An 18,438-nucleotide genomic window follows, 5' to 3' on the forward strand; every position below is an offset into this window, starting at 1 on the left:
GGCCAGGCCGAGGCCGGCGCGGACCAGATGGCGGACGGGCCGGTAACGGGCGTAGAGGCCTGCGCCGAGGCCCACGGCGGTCAGACCTGCAAAGCCGAGCAACAACCAGCGCCAGACCGCCGGTGAGGCGACCGCGATCGCCTGGCCGCGCCAGTCCCGGGGCCGGGGCACGCTGGCGCCGGGCTCCAGGCTGTAACCGGCCTTGGCGCCGGTGGTCAGCCAGAGGCGGCGGGCCTGCGGGTCAGAGGGGTTCTGCACGAAGGCGACGGCGGCGTGGCCGGCGGCTTCCTCCCAGCGGTCCTGGGCGGCCAGGGCGATGGCCAGATTGTGCCGCGCCCGCCAGTCCAGGGGCGCTTCGGCGACGCGCGCTGTCAGGGCCTTGGCGGTCATCTCCTGGGCGTGGACCCCGCCGGTCATCAGGATCAGGGCGAGGCTTGCGAGGCCCGCAGCCGCCGGCAGCAGGTTGGGCCGACGCAGCGCCGTCGCCGGCCGGAAAGGCGGGGGTGGCCCCAGGGCGGCATGAAGCTCGGCGGCCCGGGTGGTCCAGTCCTGCGGCAACACGCCTGCCCGGCCATAGAGGAAGCGGTCGGCCTGCGCCCAAAGCGCGCGCCATCGGGGGTCTTCGAAGGCGTCTGGGGTGGGCGCGGCCAGGCCCAGGCGCAGGCGAAGGGCTGCGTCCCGCTGCCAGTCCCGCACCAGGGTGCGCGCTTCGGCGGGGTCGGAGTGGTTCGCCAGACCGGCCAGGGTCCGCGCCAGGCGCCGGTGGGCCCCGCGGGCCCGTCGGTAGGGATCAGCCTCATAGGCCCGTCGGAAGGCCAGTCCGAGCCACAGGCTCAGCAGGCCCAGGGGCGCCGCCAGCAGCGCGAGGCCGAAAAGGCGGTCGGATGGCGGGGCGAGGGCAGAGGCCTCGCCCTTCAGCATGGGCGGCAGGGGCGCCTCCTCATCGGGGAGGGCGCCGGGCGGGACCTCCGGCGGCAGCAGGTCGCCATGGGGGCCGGGCAGGACCTCCAGGGTGATGGGCGGGGCCACATGGCGGACATAGCGGCCGGTGTCGGGATCGAAGGCCACCACCTCGAAGGCGCCCAGGACGTAGCGCCCGGCCCGCTGGGGAACCAGGGTGACCGTCTCGCTCAGGGTGCGTTCGAACAGGGTCCCGTCCGCGCCTTCGGTCTGCTCCGGTTCGCCGATCACCTGAAAGTCGCGGGAGACCTGCCGGGCGGGCAGACCGGAGATGGCGGGCCAGTTGCCGGTTCCTGTGAGGGTCACGCGCCAGGTGAGGCTCTCCCCCACCCGGATCTCCTCGGCCTCCACGGCGGACTCCACTTCGAACTGACCGACCGCGCCCAGGAAGCCCTGAGGCGCCGGTGGCAGGGGCCGGATGCGAAACAGGCCGGGCGCGCTTTCGATGGTCCGGGTTTCGGTGATCGCCCGCTGATACTCCTCCATGTCCACCACCCCGGTCTGCAGCCGCATCACCTGGCGGGCCGGCGCCACCGGCGTCAGGCCGGGCGCCAAGGCCATGGCCCGGGTCTTGAACTCGATCACCGCCCGCGAGGCGCCGGGCGCCGGCGGCGCACGCAGGGCTGGCGCGCCCCAGGGCTCGGCGGCCAATGGCGCGGACTCCCATTCCAGCTCGCCTTCGAGATTGCCGAAGGTGCTCCAGTCCACGGTCCAGGCCAGGGTCAGGTCAAAGACCTCCCCGGCCCAGAGGGGCTTGGCTGGCGCCTCGAAGGCGCCGGTCACCGGCTGGGCGTGGCTTGGCAGGACCAGACCCGCGGCCAGGGCCAGTCCAACGAAGGTCGACCTGAGAGGGCTCACCATGTCTGGGCTCCCGCCGGACGCGGGGCGGCCTGGGCCGCCTGCCGCCGAAGGAAGAGCTCGCCGGGGGAATCTGCGGCCCGCAACCGGCGCAGGGTATCCAGCGGCTGGACCAGGGCCGGATTGCGCCACTCGGCGGGGTCAAACTGATCGGAGGTGGAGCCGCCCACATTCTGCAGGCCCTGTTCGCCGGCCGTGGGCTCCTGTTGGCCATCCTCTCCCGGTTCATCGCCACCAGGCCCCGCATCCTCGCCGGCCACCGGCTGCTGGCCCGTGGCGCCCATGGGCTCGTTGGCGGGGTCCGCAGGCCCGGGATCCTCCATGGGAACCGGCGGCGGCGGGGTCAGGAGGTGGTTCAACCGGGCCTCGGCGGCCGCCCAGTCGGCCAGGTCAGGATCCAGTCGCCGGCCCTGGACAACGGCGGCGAGGCCGTCCCGCATGACCCCGTCCTCCAGGGCATGGCCGTGGCCGCGATGGACCTCGCCATAGCGGATGGCGACCTCGCTGATCCGCAGGTAGTCGGCGGCGCTCAGCCTCCGGCGGCCCACCAGCTCCTCGGCCAGACCGCGCATCTGCAAGAGCGGGTCTTCCTCGCCCTGCAGGTCGGCCTCGGTGAGCAGCGGTCCCTGGGCCAGGGACAGGCCGGCCGGCGTCAGGGTGAGCGCGAAGGCCGCCAGTAGGAGGGCGCGGCTCGGGGCCGGCGTCTGCGGCGTCCGCAGGCGAGGATGGGCTGGAACCTCGCTCGCCGCGCTCCAGGCCAGCAGGATGAGGGCGGCGGCGATGAACCAGACGAACTGGTCAGCCAGCCCCTGGGCGCGGCCGGCTTCGGTCCCGGCGGCCTCGGGCGCAGTGGCGCTGGCGGTCCGCACCAGGGCGGAAAGGTCGGCCGCGCCAGCCAGGTCGAGCGCCTGACCGCCCTCGGCGCCGCCGGCCGCCAGTTCGGCCAGCAGGCCAGGATTGAGCCGGGACACCACCGCCGCGCCGTCCGGCCGACGCATGGGCGCTCCCCTTGGCCCCGGCGGCGTGGCGCCGGCCTCCGTGCCGAAGCCGACCGCGATCACGCGGACCCCTTGGCTGCGCAGGGGCGCGAGCCGCTCGCGCCAGGCGCCGGGCTCGGCCTCGCCATCGGTCAGGATCACCAGGGCCCGGCCCTGGGGCGTATCGCTGAAGCTGTTGAGGGCGGTCTCCAGCAGGGCGTCGAGATTGCTGCCCGCGACCGGCATGTGTTCGGGACCGATCTGCGGCAGATAGGTCCTAAGGATGGCCTGGTCTTCGCTGACCGGGGCCAGGACATGGGCGGCGCCGGCATAGCCGATCAGGCCGATCCGCCGCTCGGGCAGGTCGTCGGCCAGGGCGGTCGCCAGGGCCCGGGCCCGGCTCAGCCTTGATGGCGAGACATCGGTCGCCAGCATGCTGCGGGAGAGATCCAGCGCAATGACCACTTCGCCCGGCGCCTGATCGTCCGGGGCGAGCGGCGCCTGGCCCCATTGCGGCCTCGCCAGGGCGGTCGCCAGCAGCAGGACCGCCAGCCAGAACCTCCACGGCCGCGCCATGGGGCGCGCCGCGCCGGGGTCGAACCGCACCCGCCCGCCCCGCACCGCGCCGCGCCGGATCTTGCCGCCGGCGCGCCCGTCCGGGCCTTCCCGGCGGCGGTCGACCCACAGCTCAAGGCCGATCAGGACCGGAAGCAGCAGGCTAAGCCACAGCATGTGAGGCCAGAGAAAGCTCATGGGCGCGCCCGCCTCAGCCGCGCGACGCCCGCGCCCCACACCGGGGCGGCGGCTAGCAGCAGCGCGAAGGCGCCGGCCAGGGGCCAGGGGAAGAGCTCGGTGGTCACCCGGCGGGTCCTGACCTGGAACTCGGTCTTCTGGGCGGCGTCGATGGCGGAAAAGGCCTCAGCCAGGGCGGCGGTGTCGCCCGCCTGGACGAAGCGGCCGTCGGTTTCGCGGGCCATGCGCTGCAAGGCCTCGATATCGAGGGCCGAGGGAAACTGCCGGGTGCCGACCCGCCGGCCCTGGTCATCGAAGATGGGGAAGGGGACCATGCCGTTGCGACCCGCGCCGATGGCGTAGACGGGGACCCCTCGATAGCGGGCGAGCGCCGTGGACTGGGGCGGGGTGAGGCTGCCGCTGGTGTTGGCGCCGTCGGTCAGCAGCACCACGAACTGGCCCACCGCCTCGTCTTCTGTCGCCCGGGGCCGCTCCAGACCGGCCAGGGCTATCCCCAGGCCATCGCCGATGGCGGTGCCGTCCTCCAGCAGACCGATCTGCAGGGTCGAGAGCTGCTCGGCGAGCCACGCATGGTCGGTGGTCAGGGGCGCGAGCGTATAGGCCTGGGCGGCGAACAGCACGACGCCGATCCGGTCATTGGGCCGCTCGGTGACAAAGGCCTGAAGGGCTGGGCGGATGGCCTCGAGCCGGTTGATGGGGCCGTCAGGGCCCACATAGTCTTCCGCCAGCATGGAGCTGGAGAGGTCGATGGCCAGCATCAGGTCATAGCCGCGGGACACCAGGTCCTGCCGCTCGTCGATCCGCTGCGGTCGGGCGAGCGCCACGATCAGCAGGGCTAGCACGGCATAGAGAAAGAGCATCCTCCAGGGTCCGCCGGGCAGGGCGCGGGGCGGGCTCCAGGCCGCGGCATAGGGGGCGAGCCACACCGGCGCCCTCCCGCGCCATCGCCGCCAGGCCGCCAGGGCCGGGATCAGCAGCAGGAGGCCAAGCAGGCCGGGAGCGGCGAACTGAAACCCGCTCATGGGGCGCCGTGGGCTGCGCCCGCCCGCCGGGCGCGCAGGAAGCCGACCAGGGCCGCTAGCGGATCCTCGGCCGCATCCACCACCAGCCGGTCCAGGGGATTGGGCCACCAGGCGCGCCAGATCTCCTCCCGGGCCGCCCGCCAGGCGGCGTGGGCGGCCCGGCTGGCCGGCGTCGTCTCCACCCAGGCGAGGCGACCGGCGGCAGGATCAAAGGCGGTGAAGCCGCCGCTGGCGGGCGGGGCCCGTTCCCAGGGGTCCTCGACCCGGACCCCGATCACGGGGTGACGGCGGCGGAAGGCCGCCCATTCCGGCGGCGGCGGCTCGGGCGGTATCTCGCCGAACCAGACCACCAGGGCGCCTTGGGGCACAGGCCCCGTCAGGAGCGGTGAGGGACGAAACGGCTGGGCCGGCGCGGGGTCAGGCGCCTCGGCGGCGAACAGCTCGGCCAGGGTGGACAAGAGGCGCGCCCGCCTGCGGGTGGGGGTGTGGAGGCTCTCGCCGACAGGGGTCTGGCGCAGCAGCCCGGCCCGCTCGCGATTGACCACCGCCAGCATCAGGACCAGCGCGGCCAGTTGCAGCAGCACCTCGCGCTTGCTGGTTGCGCCGGAGCCGAACTGCAGGGCCGGGTCGTCGCTGACCACGGCGAACACGGTGAGCTCACGCTCCTCGACGAAGACCTTGCGATAGAGGTCGCCCAGGCGGGCGGTGACGTTCCAGTCGATGTCGCGGATGTCGTCCCCATAGGCGTAGCGGACGACCTGGTCGAACTCCATGCCCCGGCCCCGGAACACCGAGCGGTGGGCCCCGCCCAGCAGGGTCTGCACCGAGCGGCGGCGCAACTGCCACTCCAGCCGTCGCAGGGCGCTCTGGGCCCGCGGGTCGATCACCGGCGAGGGCGCGTTCATGGGCTGGGGTCAGCCGGGCACGTCGACGGCGGCCAGCGCCTGTTTGATGATGGCGTCGGCGGTGAGGCCCGAAGCCTCGGCCTCATAGGTCAGGCCGATCCGGTGGCGCAGCACGTCGGGGGCGACCTCCTGAACCAGGTTGGGCGTCACCTGTTCAAGCCCCCGCAGGAAGGCCAGCGCCCGGCTGGCCTGGTAGAGGGCGAGCGTCGCCCGGGGCGAGGCGCCGAAGGCCAGGGGACGAGGGCCTCCGGCCGGCGCGGCGGCCAGGTCGCGGGTGTGACGCACCAGGGCCAGCAGATAGGCCTGGATCTCCGGGGCCACGAACACCTCATCCACCGCCTGGCGCAGGGCCAGCAACTCCGGACCGTTGGAGGCGGCCTCCACGGTCGGCGAGCGGACGGCCGAGCCCCAGCGGCGCAGCATCTCCAACTCGTCTTCGCTGGAGGGATAGTCCAGCAGCAGCTTGAACAGGAAGCGGTCGGTCTGGGCCTCGGGCAGGGGATAGGTGCCCTCATGCTCCACCGGGTTCTGGGTGGCCAGGACGAGGAACGGATTGGGCAGGGGATGGCGGGTTCCGCCGATGGTCACCTGCCGCTCCTGCATGGCCTCCAGGAGGGCGCTCTGCACCTTGGCCGGTGAGCGGTTGATCTCATCGGCCAGGACAATATTGGCGAAAACCGGCCCCAGATGGGGGGTGAAACTGCCGTCATGGGGGGAATAGACGAGCGTCCCGACCACGTCGGAGGGCAGCAGGTCAGGCGTGAACTGGATGCGCTCGAAGTCCAGCCCCATGGCCTGGCCCAGGGACTTGACCAGCAGGGTCTTGGCCAGGCCCGGCATGCCTTCAAGCAGGACATGGCCGCCCACCAGCAGGGCGATCTGCAGCCGCTCGACCACCGCGGTCTGGCCCAGCACCGCCTTGCCGATTTCAGTCGACAGCCGCTGCGCCCAGGCGGGGCCAGGCTGTGACGGCGGCGCGGCGGGCTCGGGGAGACTCATCAGGACCATCCACGCGTTACAAATCTGACCGGCGCGCCCCATGCCAGGCGCGCCGGGTCTCGAACTAAACTACTGGCCGCGCCGCAGCACCCGGCCATGGCGCGCCTCGGTCACCTTGCCGTCAGCCACGGCGGTCTGACCGTTGACGAAGATGTACTCCATCCCCTCGGAATAGGCGTGTGGGTCCTGGTAGGTGGCCACATCGCGGATGGTCTCGGGGTCGAACACCAGCACGTCGGCGAAGGCGCCCGGCGCGATCACGCCGCGGTCCTTGATGGAGAAGACCTGGGCCGGCAGGCCGGTGGAGGTGTGGATGGCCTGGGCCATGCTGATCACCTCCCGCTCGACAACATAGCGGCGGAACTTGCGGGGGAAGGCGCCATAGGCCCGGGGGTGTTCGCCGCCGACTCCGAAGGCGACCAGCGCCCCGTCCGACGAGGTCATGGTCCAGGGCTGCTGCATCAGCCGCTCCACATCCTTCTCGTTCATGTTGAACGAGACAATGCTCGAGCCGCCCTTGATCAGCATGTCGATGGCTGTGTCGAGAGGGTCCTGCAGGTTGCGCCGGGCGATCTCGTCCAGGCGCATGCCGTTCAGGGAGGGATCGGCCCGGTAGTTGCGGATCATGATGGCGTTGGCGCCGGCCCGGCGTTCCAGATTGGCCACCATCTCCTGCCGGATCAGGGCCCGCTGTTCGGGATTCTGCAGGCGCTCGGCGGTCGCTTCAGGCCCGCCCTCCTGCGCCCAGCCGGGCACCAGGGAGGCCTGAAGGGACGAGCCGGAGGCGGCGTAAGGGTACTGGTCTGCCCAGATGGACAGGCCTTCGGCCCGGGCGGCGTTGATCATCTCCACCGCCGGCTCGGACTGGCCCCAGACGCTGGGGCCGAGCATCTTCATGTGGGTGACCACGCCGATGATGCCGGTCTGGCGGGAGACGTCGATCAGCTCCTTGATCGCCCCCAGCACGCCCACGTCATAGCTGGACTCATCGCGGATGTGGCTGATGTGGAAGGCGTTGGGATAGGTGTTCGCCACCCGCGCCAGGGCCACCAGCTCAGAGGTCTCGGAGTATTTGCCGGGAATGTAGAAGGGGCCGGTGGACAGGCCGAAGGCGCCTTCGTCCATGGCCTTCTTGACCAGGGCCTCCATGCTCGCCAGCTCGGCCGGCGTGGGCTTGCGGTTCTCCAGGCCCATGACGTCGCGGCGCACGCCATTATGGCCGATCATCGGGATGACGTTGACGCCGGGGACGTGGGTCTCGATGTCGGCGATCTGCGGGGCGAGATCGCCAGGTCCGCCGCCATCGGGATTGATCATCACCGTGGTGATCCCCTGGTAGAGGATCGGCACGGCGGCGGCGAGTTCGGCCGTGCCGATGGCCGGGGCGGCGTGGGAATGGGGGTCGATGAAGCCGGGGGAGACATATTTGCCGGTGGCGTCCACCACCGTGGTCGCCGTGGCGGTGGCCGCGATGGCGCCGACCTCGACGATCCGCTCGCCCTTGATCGCCACGTCGGCGACCTTGCCCTCGGCGCCGGTGCCGTCGAACACCATGCCGCCGCGGATCAGGACATCATATTCCTGGGCGAGCGCCTGGGCCGAGACCCCGGCCATCAGGCTGAGCGCGAAGCCGGCGGCCAGGAAGCGGCGGCGGCCAAGGCGCGGCGGTGTTGCTGAGCGATGGTCTCGGGACATGGGTGGCTCCACGATCTGGGGCAGGTTGGCGCCGTGGTCTCAGAACCGGTCTGGCCTGGAGGGCTGGCCTGTCCTGTCGCGCGGGACATCCGGTGCGAGGCCCGCTCCGAAGGAGCGAGCCTCGCTGAGGTTGGATCAGTACTCGAAGCGCACGCCCAGCCGGAACACGCGGCCGAGGATGTCGTAGACGCCCTGGCTGGTGGACGGGTTGCCATAGGCGGTCCCGGCCGGTCCGTAGGCGACGATCTCGGGGTCGCGGTTGAACAGGTTGGAGATGCTGACGAAGGCCTCGGTCTTCTGCAGCAGCTTCAGGTCGTAGGTCATCGCCAGGTCGACATAGAAGGCGCCGTCGATCTTGTTGTTGTTGATCGTGCGGTTGGCGATGGTCGAGGCCGGGCAGCCGGTGGTGCACTCGATGAAGGCGTTGTCATAGGTGCTTTCGCTGACGCCGCGGCCGGTCAGCTGGATGGTCCAGGGATCGGCCGTATAGGTGGCCGTGGCCCGGTAGATGAACTCCGGCAGGGTGATCGAACCGGCCGTGTCGGTCGGAACGTCGATGCCGTTGTCCTCATAGTTTTCCAGGTAGTAGGTGCCCACCGCCCGCAGGGCCATGGCGCCGGGGCCAAGGTCGAAGCGGTAGGAGGCCTCAAGGTCGACCCCGCGGGACTTCTGGACCGCGAAGTTGAAGGGGCTCACCGACACCTGGCTGATCTGGTTGCCCGACCGGGTGATCGCCGCGCAATAGGTCTGGTTGCCCTGGAAGCAGCGGTCGACGATGGTCGCGGCGGTCACCGAGCCGATGGCGCCTTCAATCTGGATATCGAAATAGTCGATGGCGGCGGCGAAGCCGGGGAGGAAGCTGGGCTGGATGACGACGCCCACGCCCCAGGTGTCGGCCAGTTCGGGGTCCAGGTTCAGATTGCCGGTGGTCAGCTCCAGGAACTGGGTGGCCTGGTTGTTGTTGAACGGGTCCAGCAGGGTGTTGGTGCGGCTGGTGCCGGCGGCGAACAGCTCATTAAGGTTCGGCGCCCGGATGTCCCGCGAGCGGGTGATGCGGAAGCGCAGGTCGGGGATCGGCGAGTAGACTGCCCCCACCTTCCACGTCGTGACATAGCCCGAGGTGCTGTAGTCGGTGCCGCGGATGGCCGTGTTCAGATCGAAGCCCTCGGCCAGGGGGATGACCGCTTCGACATAGGCTTCCGTCACCGTGTAGGAGCCGAAGGTCGGGCGATAGTTACCCACGAACCAGCCCGACTGGAACTCGGTGGGCACGAAGCCGGACACCTCTTCCTTCCGGTGCTCGATACCTGCGGCCATGGAGACCGGACCCGCCCAGGTGGAGAAGGGGTCGCCGGAGATGTTGGCGGCCGCGACCTGCTGGGTGAAGAACTGCTCCCGCTGCGGGTTGCCCAGGATGTAGTCCAGGGCGGCCTGGGAATTGACGCCGATGCCCATCCGGTTGAACGGCACGCAGCCATTGGTCGGGTTGGTCAGGGTCGAGCGGCAGACGATCTGGCCATTGGGGGCGAAGACCGCGTCCTGGGCCAGAGCCAGGCGGGCGTTGTTGGTGATGTCCCGGGCGATCTCGAGGGTCTCGGTCTCGCCGCGCTGATAATAGGCGTCCCAGCGCCAGGCGCGATCAAAGGCGGTGAAGTCGCCCTCAGCGCCGACGACATAACGGGTGACCGTCCGCTCATTGTCGGTCTTGCGGATCGGCAGGTCGGCGTTGGTGGTCCCGAGGCTGAAGCTTGCGATGTTCAGGGCGGCCAGCTGCTGGCGGATATTGGCCGGCAGGAAGGCGTTGTCCGACCGGATGGTGACATTGCCTTGATTGAACTGGACGCCGGTCCAGCCCAGGGAGGCGTGAGTGTTGTAGGACGCCTGGGCGAACACCTCGATATTGTCGGTGATGTCATAGCTGACCCGGGCGAAGATCCCCTTGCGGCGGTCGTCGGCGTTCAGGGACTGCTTGTCGTTCACCTGGACCGCGCGCCAGTCGCCGCCGATCATCCACGGATCGCGGGTGACGCCGTAGGCCTGCTGGCCCACCACGCCGCCAACCCCGAAGGTGGTGCCGCGCAGGGGAGTATTGACGATGATGCCGCCCGGGCTGGCGTTGGACAGGCCCGCCCCGCTGGTGACCAGACGCTCGGGCTGGCCGTTGCCGGGGACATAGGCCGGGTTGGTGATGATGTACCAGCCGTCGTTGTTCCAGTCCCGCGGCACCCCGTAGATGCCCTCGCGGTCGGCGATCTCGCCATTGAGCAGCAGCTGGCCGCGGCCGCCGGCGAAGGCGGTCCCATAGGTCAGGTTGACCCGATACTGGTCATCGTCGCCATAGGTGGTCTGGCCGCCCTCGATGGAGCCCTTGAAGCCCTGGTAGTTGGTGTCGAGGATGAAGTTGACCACGCCGCTCACGGCGTCGGAGCCATAGGCCGCCGAGGCGCCGCCGGTGACGATCTGCACGCCGCTGATCAGCCCCTGCGGGAAGGTGTTGACGTCCACCGCGCCGGTGATGGTCGAGCCCACCGACCGCTGACCGTTCAGCAGCACCAGGGTCCGGGTGCCCCCCAGGCCGCGAAGGTTCAGCGCGTTCACGCCCGACGTGCCGGCGCTGATCGAGGCGTTGGAGGTCTGCGGCGTGGCGCTGCCGACGATGGAGGGGATGTCGTTGACGAAGTCGGCGACGTTGGAGGGGGCCGCGGCCAGGATTTCGGTCTCGCTGATTACGGTGAGCGGGGTCGGCGCCTGATAGCCGTCACGGACGACCCGGGTGCCGGTGACCACCACTTCTTCGACGCTGGCCGGGGCCGTCTGGGCCTGGGCCGAGCCGGCCGCCGCAGCTCCGATCACCAGGGCGATCAGCGACGCCCCGCTGGCCAGGCCCAATTTTTGAGCAGATTTCCAGCCCTGAGTCTGCGCAACGCGCATTTGAACATTTCTTGACATGACTAGCCCCCTCGGAATTGACGATAAGCAGATTGTTCTTTTCGCGACCCGGTTTATTATGCATCCCCGGCATAGCGACGATCTGCGTTCGTATTCGATATGAGGTTGTCGGCCCCCTGCGCGGGTGTCAACGCCGGCTCCCCTTCGGAATATTGCGCGGCCCATAACCCTCAGTCATGGGTGGAGACGCCCGGATGACCCGCGACACTGCGTTGCGCCTTACGCCGCCTCGGTTTCGACACCTTCCGATTTCGCGGAGTCGCCCGCCCCTGGGGGGCCATATAGCCTCGCCCTGGGACCGCGCGGGGGCTGAATGCGGGGCCGGCTGCGGGTCAGGGCGCCGGCGACGCCGGACCTGGCCGCCATGTCGTCAGGCTATTGATGGCGCAATATTCGGAAGGGCTATCTTGATTGACACTAGAGTCAGCCCGCTGACACGCTGCGAACACTTCGGGGACGGACGTTCGTCCTTGTTGCGATGGCGCGAGAAGATTCGTGCATGCCCGATGTCAATATAGCGCCGCAGCGTGCGGTGACTGGCGCGGGCCGGCGAACCTGGACGAGGATCGATGATGACGACCAAGCCCCAATCCCTTCGCCGCCGGCTGATGGCGGCCGGCCTCGCCGTCGGGCTCCTGTCGGCGGGCGGTTCGCTCGCCCAGGCCCAGGACTATGACGTCCTGATCCGCGGCGGCCTGCTGTTCGACGGCACGGGCGCGGAGGGCCGCGTGGCCGACGTGGCCATCAAGGGCGACCGGATCGTCGAGGTGGGCGAGATTGCGGCGAGCGCGACGGCCGCCACCGTGGTCGACGCCTCGGGCAAGTACGTCTCTCCGGGCTTCATCGACACCCATTCCCACGCCGCCCCCGGCATCGAGACTCCGGAACTGGCGCCGGCCATCTCGGTCCTCACCCAGGGGATCACCACGGCGATGATCAATCCGGACGGCGGCGGCCCAGCTGACCTGCGCCCACAGGTGGCGGCCATCGAGGCGAACAAGCCGGGCGTCAACGTCATCCCGATGATCGGCCACAATGGGGTTCGCCGCGAGGTGATGGGCCTTGAGAACCGTAAGCCCACGGCCGCGGAGCTTGCGGAAATGCAGGGCCTGGTGCGCGAGGCCATGACCTTTGGCGCGCTCGGCATGTCCAGCGGTCCCTTCTATGTGCCGGGCAAGTACTCCGACACGTCCGAGATCGCCGCCCTAGCCAAGGTGGCCGCGGAGTTTCCGAACGCCTTTCACACCAGCCATATCCGCGATGAGTCCAGCTATGACATCGGCGTGCTGGCCTCGGTGGCCGAACTGATCGAGGTCTCCCGCCAGACCGGGATCACCGGCGTGGTCAGCCATATGAAGATGCTGGGCCCCACGGTGTGGGGTCTGTCGGACGATGCGGTGGAGATGATCGAGGCCGCCCGGGCCGAGGGCCTGTCCATCTGGGCCGACCAGTATCCGTATGCCGCCTCCAGCACCGGCCTCTCGGCGGCCCTGATCCCCGGCTGGGCGCAGGAGGGCGGGCAGGACGCCCTGTCCAAGCGCCTGCAGAACCCCGAGCAGCGGGCCCTGATCCGCGAGGGCATGGTCGAGAATCTGGCCCGCCGGGCCGGCGCCAACGCCATCATGATCTCGAGCTACAGCGCCGATCCGTCCCTGGAGGGGATGCGCCTGGACGAGATCGCGCGGCGCAACCTGAAGGACCCGCTGGACACCGCTATCGACCTGCTGATCAAGGGCGGGGCCGGTATCGTCTCGTTCAACATGAATGAGGAAGACCTGGAGCTGTTGATGAAGCAGCCCTGGATGATGACCTCGTCCGATGGCGCCCTGGTGACCTTTGGCGAGGGGGCTGAGCATCCCCGCGCCTATGGCGCCTATCCCCGCAAGCTGCGGCGCTATGTGCTTGACCGGAACGTGATCAGCATGGCCCAGGCGATCCACTCGTCGAGCGGCCTGCCGGCGCAGGTGTTCGCCATCCCCGATCGCGGGCTGATCAAGCCTGGCTACTACGCCGATGTGCTGGTCTTCGATCCGGAGACGGTGCGCGACGTGGCCACCTATCCCAAGCCGCACGCCTATTCGGAAGGCATGACCTACGTCTTCGTCAACGGCAAGGCGGCCCTGGCGCAAGGCGAAGTGACCGCCGAACGCGCCGGCCGGGTGATCCTGCGCGGCCGCTAGCCGCGCCGGCCAGGGCTGGCGCCGTCTCCCCCACAGGCGGCGCCGGTCCGAACCTTCTTCGACACCCCTTCAGTCCAGGAGCCCGCCGATGCGCCGCGCGACCTTGAGATCCCTGCTGCTCGCCACTGCCCTGATGGGGGCGGGCGGCGTCCAGGCCGCCGAGTTCGACCTGGTGATCCTGGGCGGGCAGGTGGTGGATGGCACAGGCAAGCCTGCCTATCGCGCCGTCGTGGCCATCAAGGGCGACCGGATCGTGAAGATCGCCCCGGACGGGCTCAAGGCCGAGGATGGCGACGCTGCCCTCGACGCCCGCGGCCTGATCGTGGCGCCCGGTTTCATCGACAACCATGCCCACATCGCCGACAACATCCACGAGTTTCCCCTGGCCGAGAACTTCGTCCGCCAGGGCATAACCAGCATCATCGCCAGCCTGCACAGCGGGCCGCAGCCCTATCCGCTCAAGCCCTATCTGGAGGCCCTGAAGGTCGCCCCCAATGTCGGCTTCTTCGCCGGCCACAGCTTCGCCCGCACCCAGGTGCTGGGCATGGCCAACCGGGCGCCGGACGCTGCCGAGCTGGCGCGGATGCAGAAGATCATCGCCGACACCATGGCCGATGGGGCCCTGGGGATGTCCACGGGCCTCGTCTATGTGCCGGCCAACTACGCCCGGCCCGAAGAGGTCATCGCCATGGCCAAGGTCGCCGCCTGCTGGGGCGGGATCTATGTCTCGCACATGCGTGATGAAGGCGCCGGCGTGCTGGACTCCGTGGCCGAGGTGATCGACGTCGCCGAACAGGCCGGGCTGCCGGGCCAGATCAACCACCACAAGGCCATGGGCTCCACCCAGTGGGGTTGGAGCGTCAAGACCCTGGCCATGATCGACGCGGCCCGCGCCCGGGGCCTCGACATCACCCACGACCTCTATCCCTATGCGGCCTCCAGCTCCTCCTCGGCGGTGATGTTCCCCGCCTGGGCCCTGGCCGGCGGCCCAGACGGCTTCAAGGCGCGGATGGAGGATCCGGAGGTCCGGGCCAGGGTCGAGGCCGAGATGATGCGGATCCTGATGGTCCAGCGGGGCGGGGCCGACCTGACGCGCCTGCAGTTCCGCAGCCTCGCCGCCGACCCCGCTTATAACGGCAAGACCCTGGCCGATCTGGCCAGAGATCGCGGGCTGGCGGGTACGCCGGAGGACGCGATCCAGCTGCTGATCGAGCTGCAGCTCAAGGGCGGGTTTACGGCCATCTATCACGTGATGGACGAGGCCGATGTGGTGCGCATCCTGCAGCACCCGCTGGCCATGATCGAGACCGATGGCGACCCGGTGGGCTTCGGCGACGGCTTCCCGCATCCGCGCACCTATGGCGCCTTTCCCCGGGTGCTGGCCCGCTATGTTCGCGAGCAGAAGGTCATCACCCTGGAGGACGCCGTGCGCCGCATGACCTCGCTCGCCGCCGACCAGATCGGCCAGACGGAGCGCGGGCGCCTGGCCGAGGGGATGTTCGCCGACATCACCGTCTTCGACGCCGAGACCATCGCCGACAAGGCCACCTTCGATGAGCCGCACCAGTACGCCGTCGGCATCCGACATGTGGTCATCAACGGCGCGCCCGTGATCCGCTCAGGCGCCCTGACCGGCGCCATGCCCGGCCGGCCGCTGCTGGGGCCTGCGCGTCCGAACGCCGTGCGGCCCGATCCGACGACGCCGGGGTGTCCAACCTCCTAGGGACGCTGCTGCGCGATCAGGTGATCCAGCACGGCCAGGCGGCAGGATGAGGCCAGGCCCTGGTCGCCGCGGGCCAGGTCGATCTCGGTGACCAGGGCGGACAGGCTGAGGCCGCGATCTGAGGCCAGGTCCTCCAGGGCCGCCCAGAAGGCGGGCTCCAGCGCCACGGAGGTGGCGTGGCCGGCCAGCAGGATTGATCGCTTCTTCAGGCGCGCCATGGTCCTTTCTTGCGCACGGGAAACGCCGCGGCAAGGTTCGCAGGGCATTGATTGAGCCTGACGCCCGCGTCATCTTTGCCGCCTGCGACGGGAGACGACCATGAGCCTCGCCACCGACAGCTACGCCCCGCATACCGCCCGGGCGCCCGCGGCCCAGCGGCTGCCCAAGCCCCGCCTGCAATGGGGTGCGGCCCTGAAGGCGCTCCGCCGGCTGCTGGCGGACAAGGAAGACACGGTCCAGGTCTTCGAGATCATGCGCGCCCTGAACGGCGGCGCCTCGGCCTGGGGCTATCAGCGCCTGCTGGAGACCCCGCAGGGCGGCCGCATCGCCTATGAGCGCGTGGAGCTGGAGGCCCGACTGATGGACGACGCCTGGCTCGACAGCCTCCCGCAGGGCTCCGTCGGTCACGCCTATCGCGACTTCATCCGCAGCGAGCAGCTGTCGGCCGAGGGTCTGGCGCAGATCAGCCGCCAGGGCGCTAAGCCGATCGAGGTCATGCATCCCTATGCCTGGTTTGGCCGCCGCACCCGCGATGTCCACGACATCTGGCACGTGCTCAGCGGCTATCACCGCGACGGTCTGGGGGAGGGGTGCCTGGTGGCCTTTTCCTATGCCCAGACCCGCGGCCTGGGCTGGGCGCTGATCGCGGTGGGCGGCGCCTTGCGGGGCCGCAACGCCAAGCACCCCTACGCCAGAGCGATCTGGCAGGGCTATCAGCGGGGCAAGGCGGCCGCCTGGCTGCTGGGCGAGGACTACGAGGCCCTGATGGCCGAGCCCCTGGACGCCGCCCGGCGACGGCTGAACATCACCCCGCCCACCATCTATGACGCCATTCCTCCCGAAGCGCGGGATGAGGCGCCGAAGACCTAGTCGTCGTCGCGACGGGCCTGGTCGAGCTTGCGGCGCTGGCGCTCGGCCTCCAGCTGTTCGGCCAGGGTCTGGCCCTTGGTGCGGCCGTGACTCGCCCGGTTGACCTTGGCCTGGTCGCCGGCCGCGGCCTTGGCGCGGGCCTTGCGAACCTTGTTCAGATTGACGATCTCGCCCATGGGAACCCTTTCCATCGGTGGGTGAAATCCTGCGCCAGTCGCCGGCTCCGGGCAAGCGGGACCAGGGCGCCGTTCTCGACAGTCCCGGACGAATAGGGCAGTCAGAAGGGGTGTAGCGAGGGGGCCGATGTGGCCAAGACGACACCCATGGCGCCCTGGGCGCGCCTGAGGTCCAGGGTCCCGGGCCTGCCGGTCCTGATCCTGGTGCTTGGTCTCGTCGCCAGTGTCGCCGGCGCCCTGGTGATCGAGCGGCTGGCCGAGGCCCGCGAACGGCAGCGGTTTGCGTCCCTGGTCGACCAGGCCAACGGCACGATCGCCGATCGGCTGGCCACCTATGTGGCGGTGCTGCAGGCCAGCGCTGGCCTGTTCGCCGCCAGCGAGCGGGTCAATCATGAAGAGTTTCGGAGCTTCGCCGACCGGGTGCAGCTGACGCAGCGCTATCCGGGCATCCAGGGGATCGGCTTTTCGGCCCGTATCCCGGCGGGCGGCGCCGAGCCGCTGCAGGCGGAGATGCGCGCCGCCGGCCGCGCCGACTTCACCCTGAAGCCTCCGCCCCGGGCTGGGGAGGAGGAACGTCACGCCATTCTGTTCCTGGAGCCGGAGGACGAGCGCAACCAGCTCGCCCTGGGCTTTGACATGTATGCCGAGCCCGTGCGGCGCGAAGCCATGGCCCGCGCCCGGGACAGCGGCCAGGCGGCCATGTCCGGCAAGGTGCGGCTGGTCCAGGAGATCGATGAAAACCCGCAGGCGGGGTTCCTCATCTATGAGCCCGTTTATGCTGGGGGTCGTGTTCCTCCGACGGTGGAGGCCAGACGAGAGGATCTGATCGGCTTCGTCTATGCGCCGTTCCGCGCGGGCGACCTGCTCCAGGCGGTGTTCGACACCATTTCGCATCGTCCCTATCGCTACGCCGTCTATCACGGCCCGGTTCGCCCGGAGAATCTGCTTTTCCGGTCAGATCCGGGGGCGGGTTGGGTGGACTTCGGCCCGCTGGCGATCCGCCAGATCGAGGTGGCAGGCGGCAGTTGGACGGTGGTCTACCGAGCCGGACCCGACTATGTGGCCAGCGCCGCGCGCCAGCTTGTCTGGGCCTTCCTGTTCGGGGGTGTCCTGGCCACGATCCTGGTGGCGGCGGCGACCTGGCGGCAAGGCATGGCGCGGATGGCCGCCGAGCGGGAGGTCGCCGCCCGCAAGGCGATCGAGGCCCGCCAGAAACTGCTGCTCGACGAACTGAATCACCGGGTGAAGAACACCCTGGCCACCGTCCAGTCCATCGCCGCCCAGAGCCTGCGCGAGGCCAGCGATGTGGAGAGCGTGCGGGCCAATTTCGAGAACCGGCTGATCGCCCTGTCTCAGGCTCACAACCTGCTGACCCGAGACGGCTGGCGCGGCGCCAATCTGGCCGAGCTGGCGCTGACCGAACTGCGCCCCTATTGCGGCCCGGCCGACGACCGGATCGAGATGCAGGGTCCAGCCGTCTGGCTCGCGCCCAACACCGCCGTGGCGCTCGGCATGGCCCTGCATGAGCTGACCACCAATGCGGTGAAGTACGGCGCCCTGTCAGTTCCGGAAGGGAGGATCGTTCTCGACTGGGTCCTGGCCGAGCTGAATGCGGACGCCGAGCGCCTGACCTTGAGCTGGCGCGAGATGGACGGGCCGCCGGTGACGCCGCCCACGCGCCGAGGGTTCGGCACGCGTCTGATCGTCGGGGGCCTGGCCCATCAGCTGGACGGGGATGTGAAGTTGGACTTCGCCCCCGATGGCGTGCGCTGCACGATCAGCTTCGATGTTCCCCGCCAGGTGGACAGCGATATGCTCTCGGTGGGCGCTGCGGCGTGAACCCGCGGGCGGGTTGAGCCGTTCCCTGGTCTCCAGACCTCAGAAGGAGACCCCCGATGATCCAAGCCTCTGAAATCAAGGAACACATGGAAGTCGTCGGCTCGGACGGCGGGCACGTCGGTCGGGTGGACCTCGTCCTTGAGACCGAGATCGAGCTGGCCAAGTTCGACATGGGCGCCGGCCTGAAGCACCACATGATCCCGATGACCTGGGTGGACCGGGTGGCCGACGACAAGGTCTGCCTCAACCTGACGAAGGACGCCGCCAAGTCGTCCTGGCGCGAAAAGGCCTGAGGCAAGGCGTAGGATGGCCC

Annotated in this window: 14 protein-coding genes; 5 read left to right on the forward strand and 9 right to left on the reverse strand. The window is 69.8% G+C overall.

What is annotated here, in order from left to right; all coding sequences use genetic code 11:
- From Q8N19_RS04865 to Q8N19_RS04895, 7 genes are all read right to left on the reverse strand, one after another.
- The coding region (locus Q8N19_RS04865; RefSeq protein WP_305588505.1) for a BatD family protein at window positions 1-1,821 on the reverse strand (1,821 nt) is incomplete at its 3' end.
- A complete protein-coding gene (locus tag Q8N19_RS04870) occupies window positions 1,815-3,548 on the reverse strand; it encodes a VWA domain-containing protein (protein ID WP_305588506.1) in 1,734 nt (577 codons plus the stop codon). The genes Q8N19_RS04865 and Q8N19_RS04870, both read right to left, overlap by 7 nt.
- Window positions 3,545-4,570 carry a VWA domain-containing protein gene (locus Q8N19_RS04875; RefSeq protein WP_305588507.1) on the reverse strand — a complete coding sequence of 342 codons (1,026 nt, stop codon included), beginning with the start codon at window positions 4,568-4,570 and terminating at the stop codon, window positions 3,545-3,547. The genes Q8N19_RS04870 and Q8N19_RS04875 overlap by 4 nt, the downstream gene beginning before the upstream one ends.
- Window positions 4,567-5,475 carry a DUF58 domain-containing protein gene (locus Q8N19_RS04880; protein ID WP_305588508.1) on the reverse strand — a complete coding sequence of 303 codons (909 nt, stop codon included), beginning with the start codon at window positions 5,473-5,475 and terminating at the stop codon, window positions 4,567-4,569. The genes Q8N19_RS04875 and Q8N19_RS04880 overlap by 4 nt, the downstream gene beginning before the upstream one ends.
- Before the next feature lie 9 nt (window positions 5,476-5,484).
- A complete protein-coding gene (locus tag Q8N19_RS04885; RefSeq protein WP_305588509.1) occupies window positions 5,485-6,474 on the reverse strand; it encodes a MoxR family ATPase in 990 nt (329 codons plus the stop codon).
- Between the two features lie 69 nt (window positions 6,475-6,543).
- Window positions 6,544-8,169: an amidohydrolase family protein gene (locus tag Q8N19_RS04890; RefSeq protein WP_305588510.1), complete on the reverse strand. Its 1,626-nt coding sequence runs from the start codon at window positions 8,167-8,169 to the stop codon at window positions 6,544-6,546.
- A 135-nt stretch (window positions 8,170-8,304) separates the two neighbouring features.
- Window positions 8,305-11,058: a TonB-dependent receptor domain-containing protein gene (locus tag Q8N19_RS04895; protein ID WP_305588511.1), complete on the reverse strand. Its 2,754-nt coding sequence runs from the start codon at window positions 11,056-11,058 to the stop codon at window positions 8,305-8,307.
- A gap of 632 nt (window positions 11,059-11,690) precedes the next feature.
- On the opposite strand from Q8N19_RS04895, the gene Q8N19_RS04900 reads away from it, so the two are divergent.
- Together Q8N19_RS04900 and Q8N19_RS04905 are read left to right on the forward strand one after the other, a co-directional pair.
- Window positions 11,691-13,298: an amidohydrolase family protein gene (locus tag Q8N19_RS04900; RefSeq protein ID WP_305588512.1), complete on the forward strand. Its 1,608-nt coding sequence runs from the start codon at window positions 11,691-11,693 to the stop codon at window positions 13,296-13,298.
- A gap of 88 nt (window positions 13,299-13,386) precedes the next feature.
- A complete protein-coding gene (locus Q8N19_RS04905; RefSeq protein WP_305588513.1) occupies window positions 13,387-15,021 on the forward strand; it encodes an amidohydrolase family protein in 1,635 nt (544 codons plus the stop codon).
- On the opposite strand, the gene Q8N19_RS04910 is transcribed toward Q8N19_RS04905, so the two are convergent.
- Window positions 15,018-15,239 (reverse strand): ribbon-helix-helix domain-containing protein, encoded by a 222-nt coding sequence (locus Q8N19_RS04910; RefSeq protein WP_305588514.1) that lies wholly within the window; start codon window positions 15,237-15,239, stop codon window positions 15,018-15,020. The two genes, Q8N19_RS04905 and Q8N19_RS04910, sit on opposite strands and share 4 nt — an antisense overlap.
- 100 nt (window positions 15,240-15,339) lie before the next feature.
- Between Q8N19_RS04910 and Q8N19_RS04915 the strand changes: the two genes are divergently transcribed.
- Complete coding sequence (locus Q8N19_RS04915; protein WP_305588515.1) at window positions 15,340-16,110, forward strand: Coq4 family protein; 771 nt, start codon at window positions 15,340-15,342, stop codon at window positions 16,108-16,110.
- Here Q8N19_RS04915 and Q8N19_RS04920 read toward each other — a convergent pair.
- A complete protein-coding gene (locus Q8N19_RS04920; RefSeq protein ID WP_305588516.1) occupies window positions 16,107-16,301 on the reverse strand; it encodes a DUF4169 family protein in 195 nt (64 codons plus the stop codon). The two genes, Q8N19_RS04915 and Q8N19_RS04920, sit on opposite strands and share 4 nt — an antisense overlap.
- 114 nt (window positions 16,302-16,415) lie before the next feature.
- On the opposite strand from Q8N19_RS04920, the gene Q8N19_RS04925 reads away from it, so the two are divergent.
- Both Q8N19_RS04925 and Q8N19_RS04930 read left to right on the forward strand, forming a co-directional pair.
- Entirely contained in the window at window positions 16,416-18,125 is a 1,710-nt protein-coding gene (locus Q8N19_RS04925) for a CHASE domain-containing protein (RefSeq protein WP_305588517.1), read from the forward strand.
- Window positions 18,126-18,181: 56 nt separating this feature from the next.
- A complete protein-coding gene (locus Q8N19_RS04930) occupies window positions 18,182-18,418 on the forward strand; it encodes a DUF2171 domain-containing protein (protein WP_305588518.1) in 237 nt (78 codons plus the stop codon).
- Window positions 18,419-18,438: the final 20 nt, after the last annotated feature.

Source organism: Phenylobacterium sp., assembly GCF_030693405.1.
Taxonomy (GTDB): domain Bacteria; phylum Pseudomonadota; class Alphaproteobacteria; order Caulobacterales; family Caulobacteraceae; genus Phenylobacterium.

Coding starts and splice junctions, on each gene's coding strand:
- Q8N19_RS04870 (WP_305588506.1), bottom strand. CDS start 3,548: ATGAGCTTTCTCTGGCCTCACATGCTGTGGCTTAGCCTGCTGCTTCCG.
- Q8N19_RS04875 (WP_305588507.1), bottom strand. CDS start 4,570: ATGAGCGGGTTTCAGTTCGCCGCTCCCGGCCTGCTTGGCCTCCTGCTG.
- Q8N19_RS04880 (WP_305588508.1), bottom strand. CDS start 5,475: ATGAACGCGCCCTCGCCGGTGATCGACCCGCGGGCCCAGAGCGCCCTG.
- Q8N19_RS04885 (WP_305588509.1), bottom strand. CDS start 6,474: ATGAGTCTCCCCGAGCCCGCCGCGCCGCCGTCACAGCCTGGCCCCGCC.
- Q8N19_RS04890 (WP_305588510.1), bottom strand. CDS start 8,169: ATGTCCCGAGACCATCGCTCAGCAACACCGCCGCGCCTTGGCCGCCGC.
- Q8N19_RS04900 (WP_305588512.1), top strand. CDS start 11,691: ATGACGACCAAGCCCCAATCCCTTCGCCGCCGGCTGATGGCGGCCGGC.
- Q8N19_RS04905 (WP_305588513.1), top strand. CDS start 13,387: ATGCGCCGCGCGACCTTGAGATCCCTGCTGCTCGCCACTGCCCTGATG.
- Q8N19_RS04910 (WP_305588514.1), bottom strand. CDS start 15,239: ATGGCGCGCCTGAAGAAGCGATCAATCCTGCTGGCCGGCCACGCCACC.
- Q8N19_RS04915 (WP_305588515.1), top strand. CDS start 15,340: ATGAGCCTCGCCACCGACAGCTACGCCCCGCATACCGCCCGGGCGCCC.
- Q8N19_RS04920 (WP_305588516.1), bottom strand. CDS start 16,301: ATGGAAAGGGTTCCCATGGGCGAGATCGTCAATCTGAACAAGGTTCGC.
- Q8N19_RS04930 (WP_305588518.1), top strand. CDS start 18,182: ATGATCCAAGCCTCTGAAATCAAGGAACACATGGAAGTCGTCGGCTCG.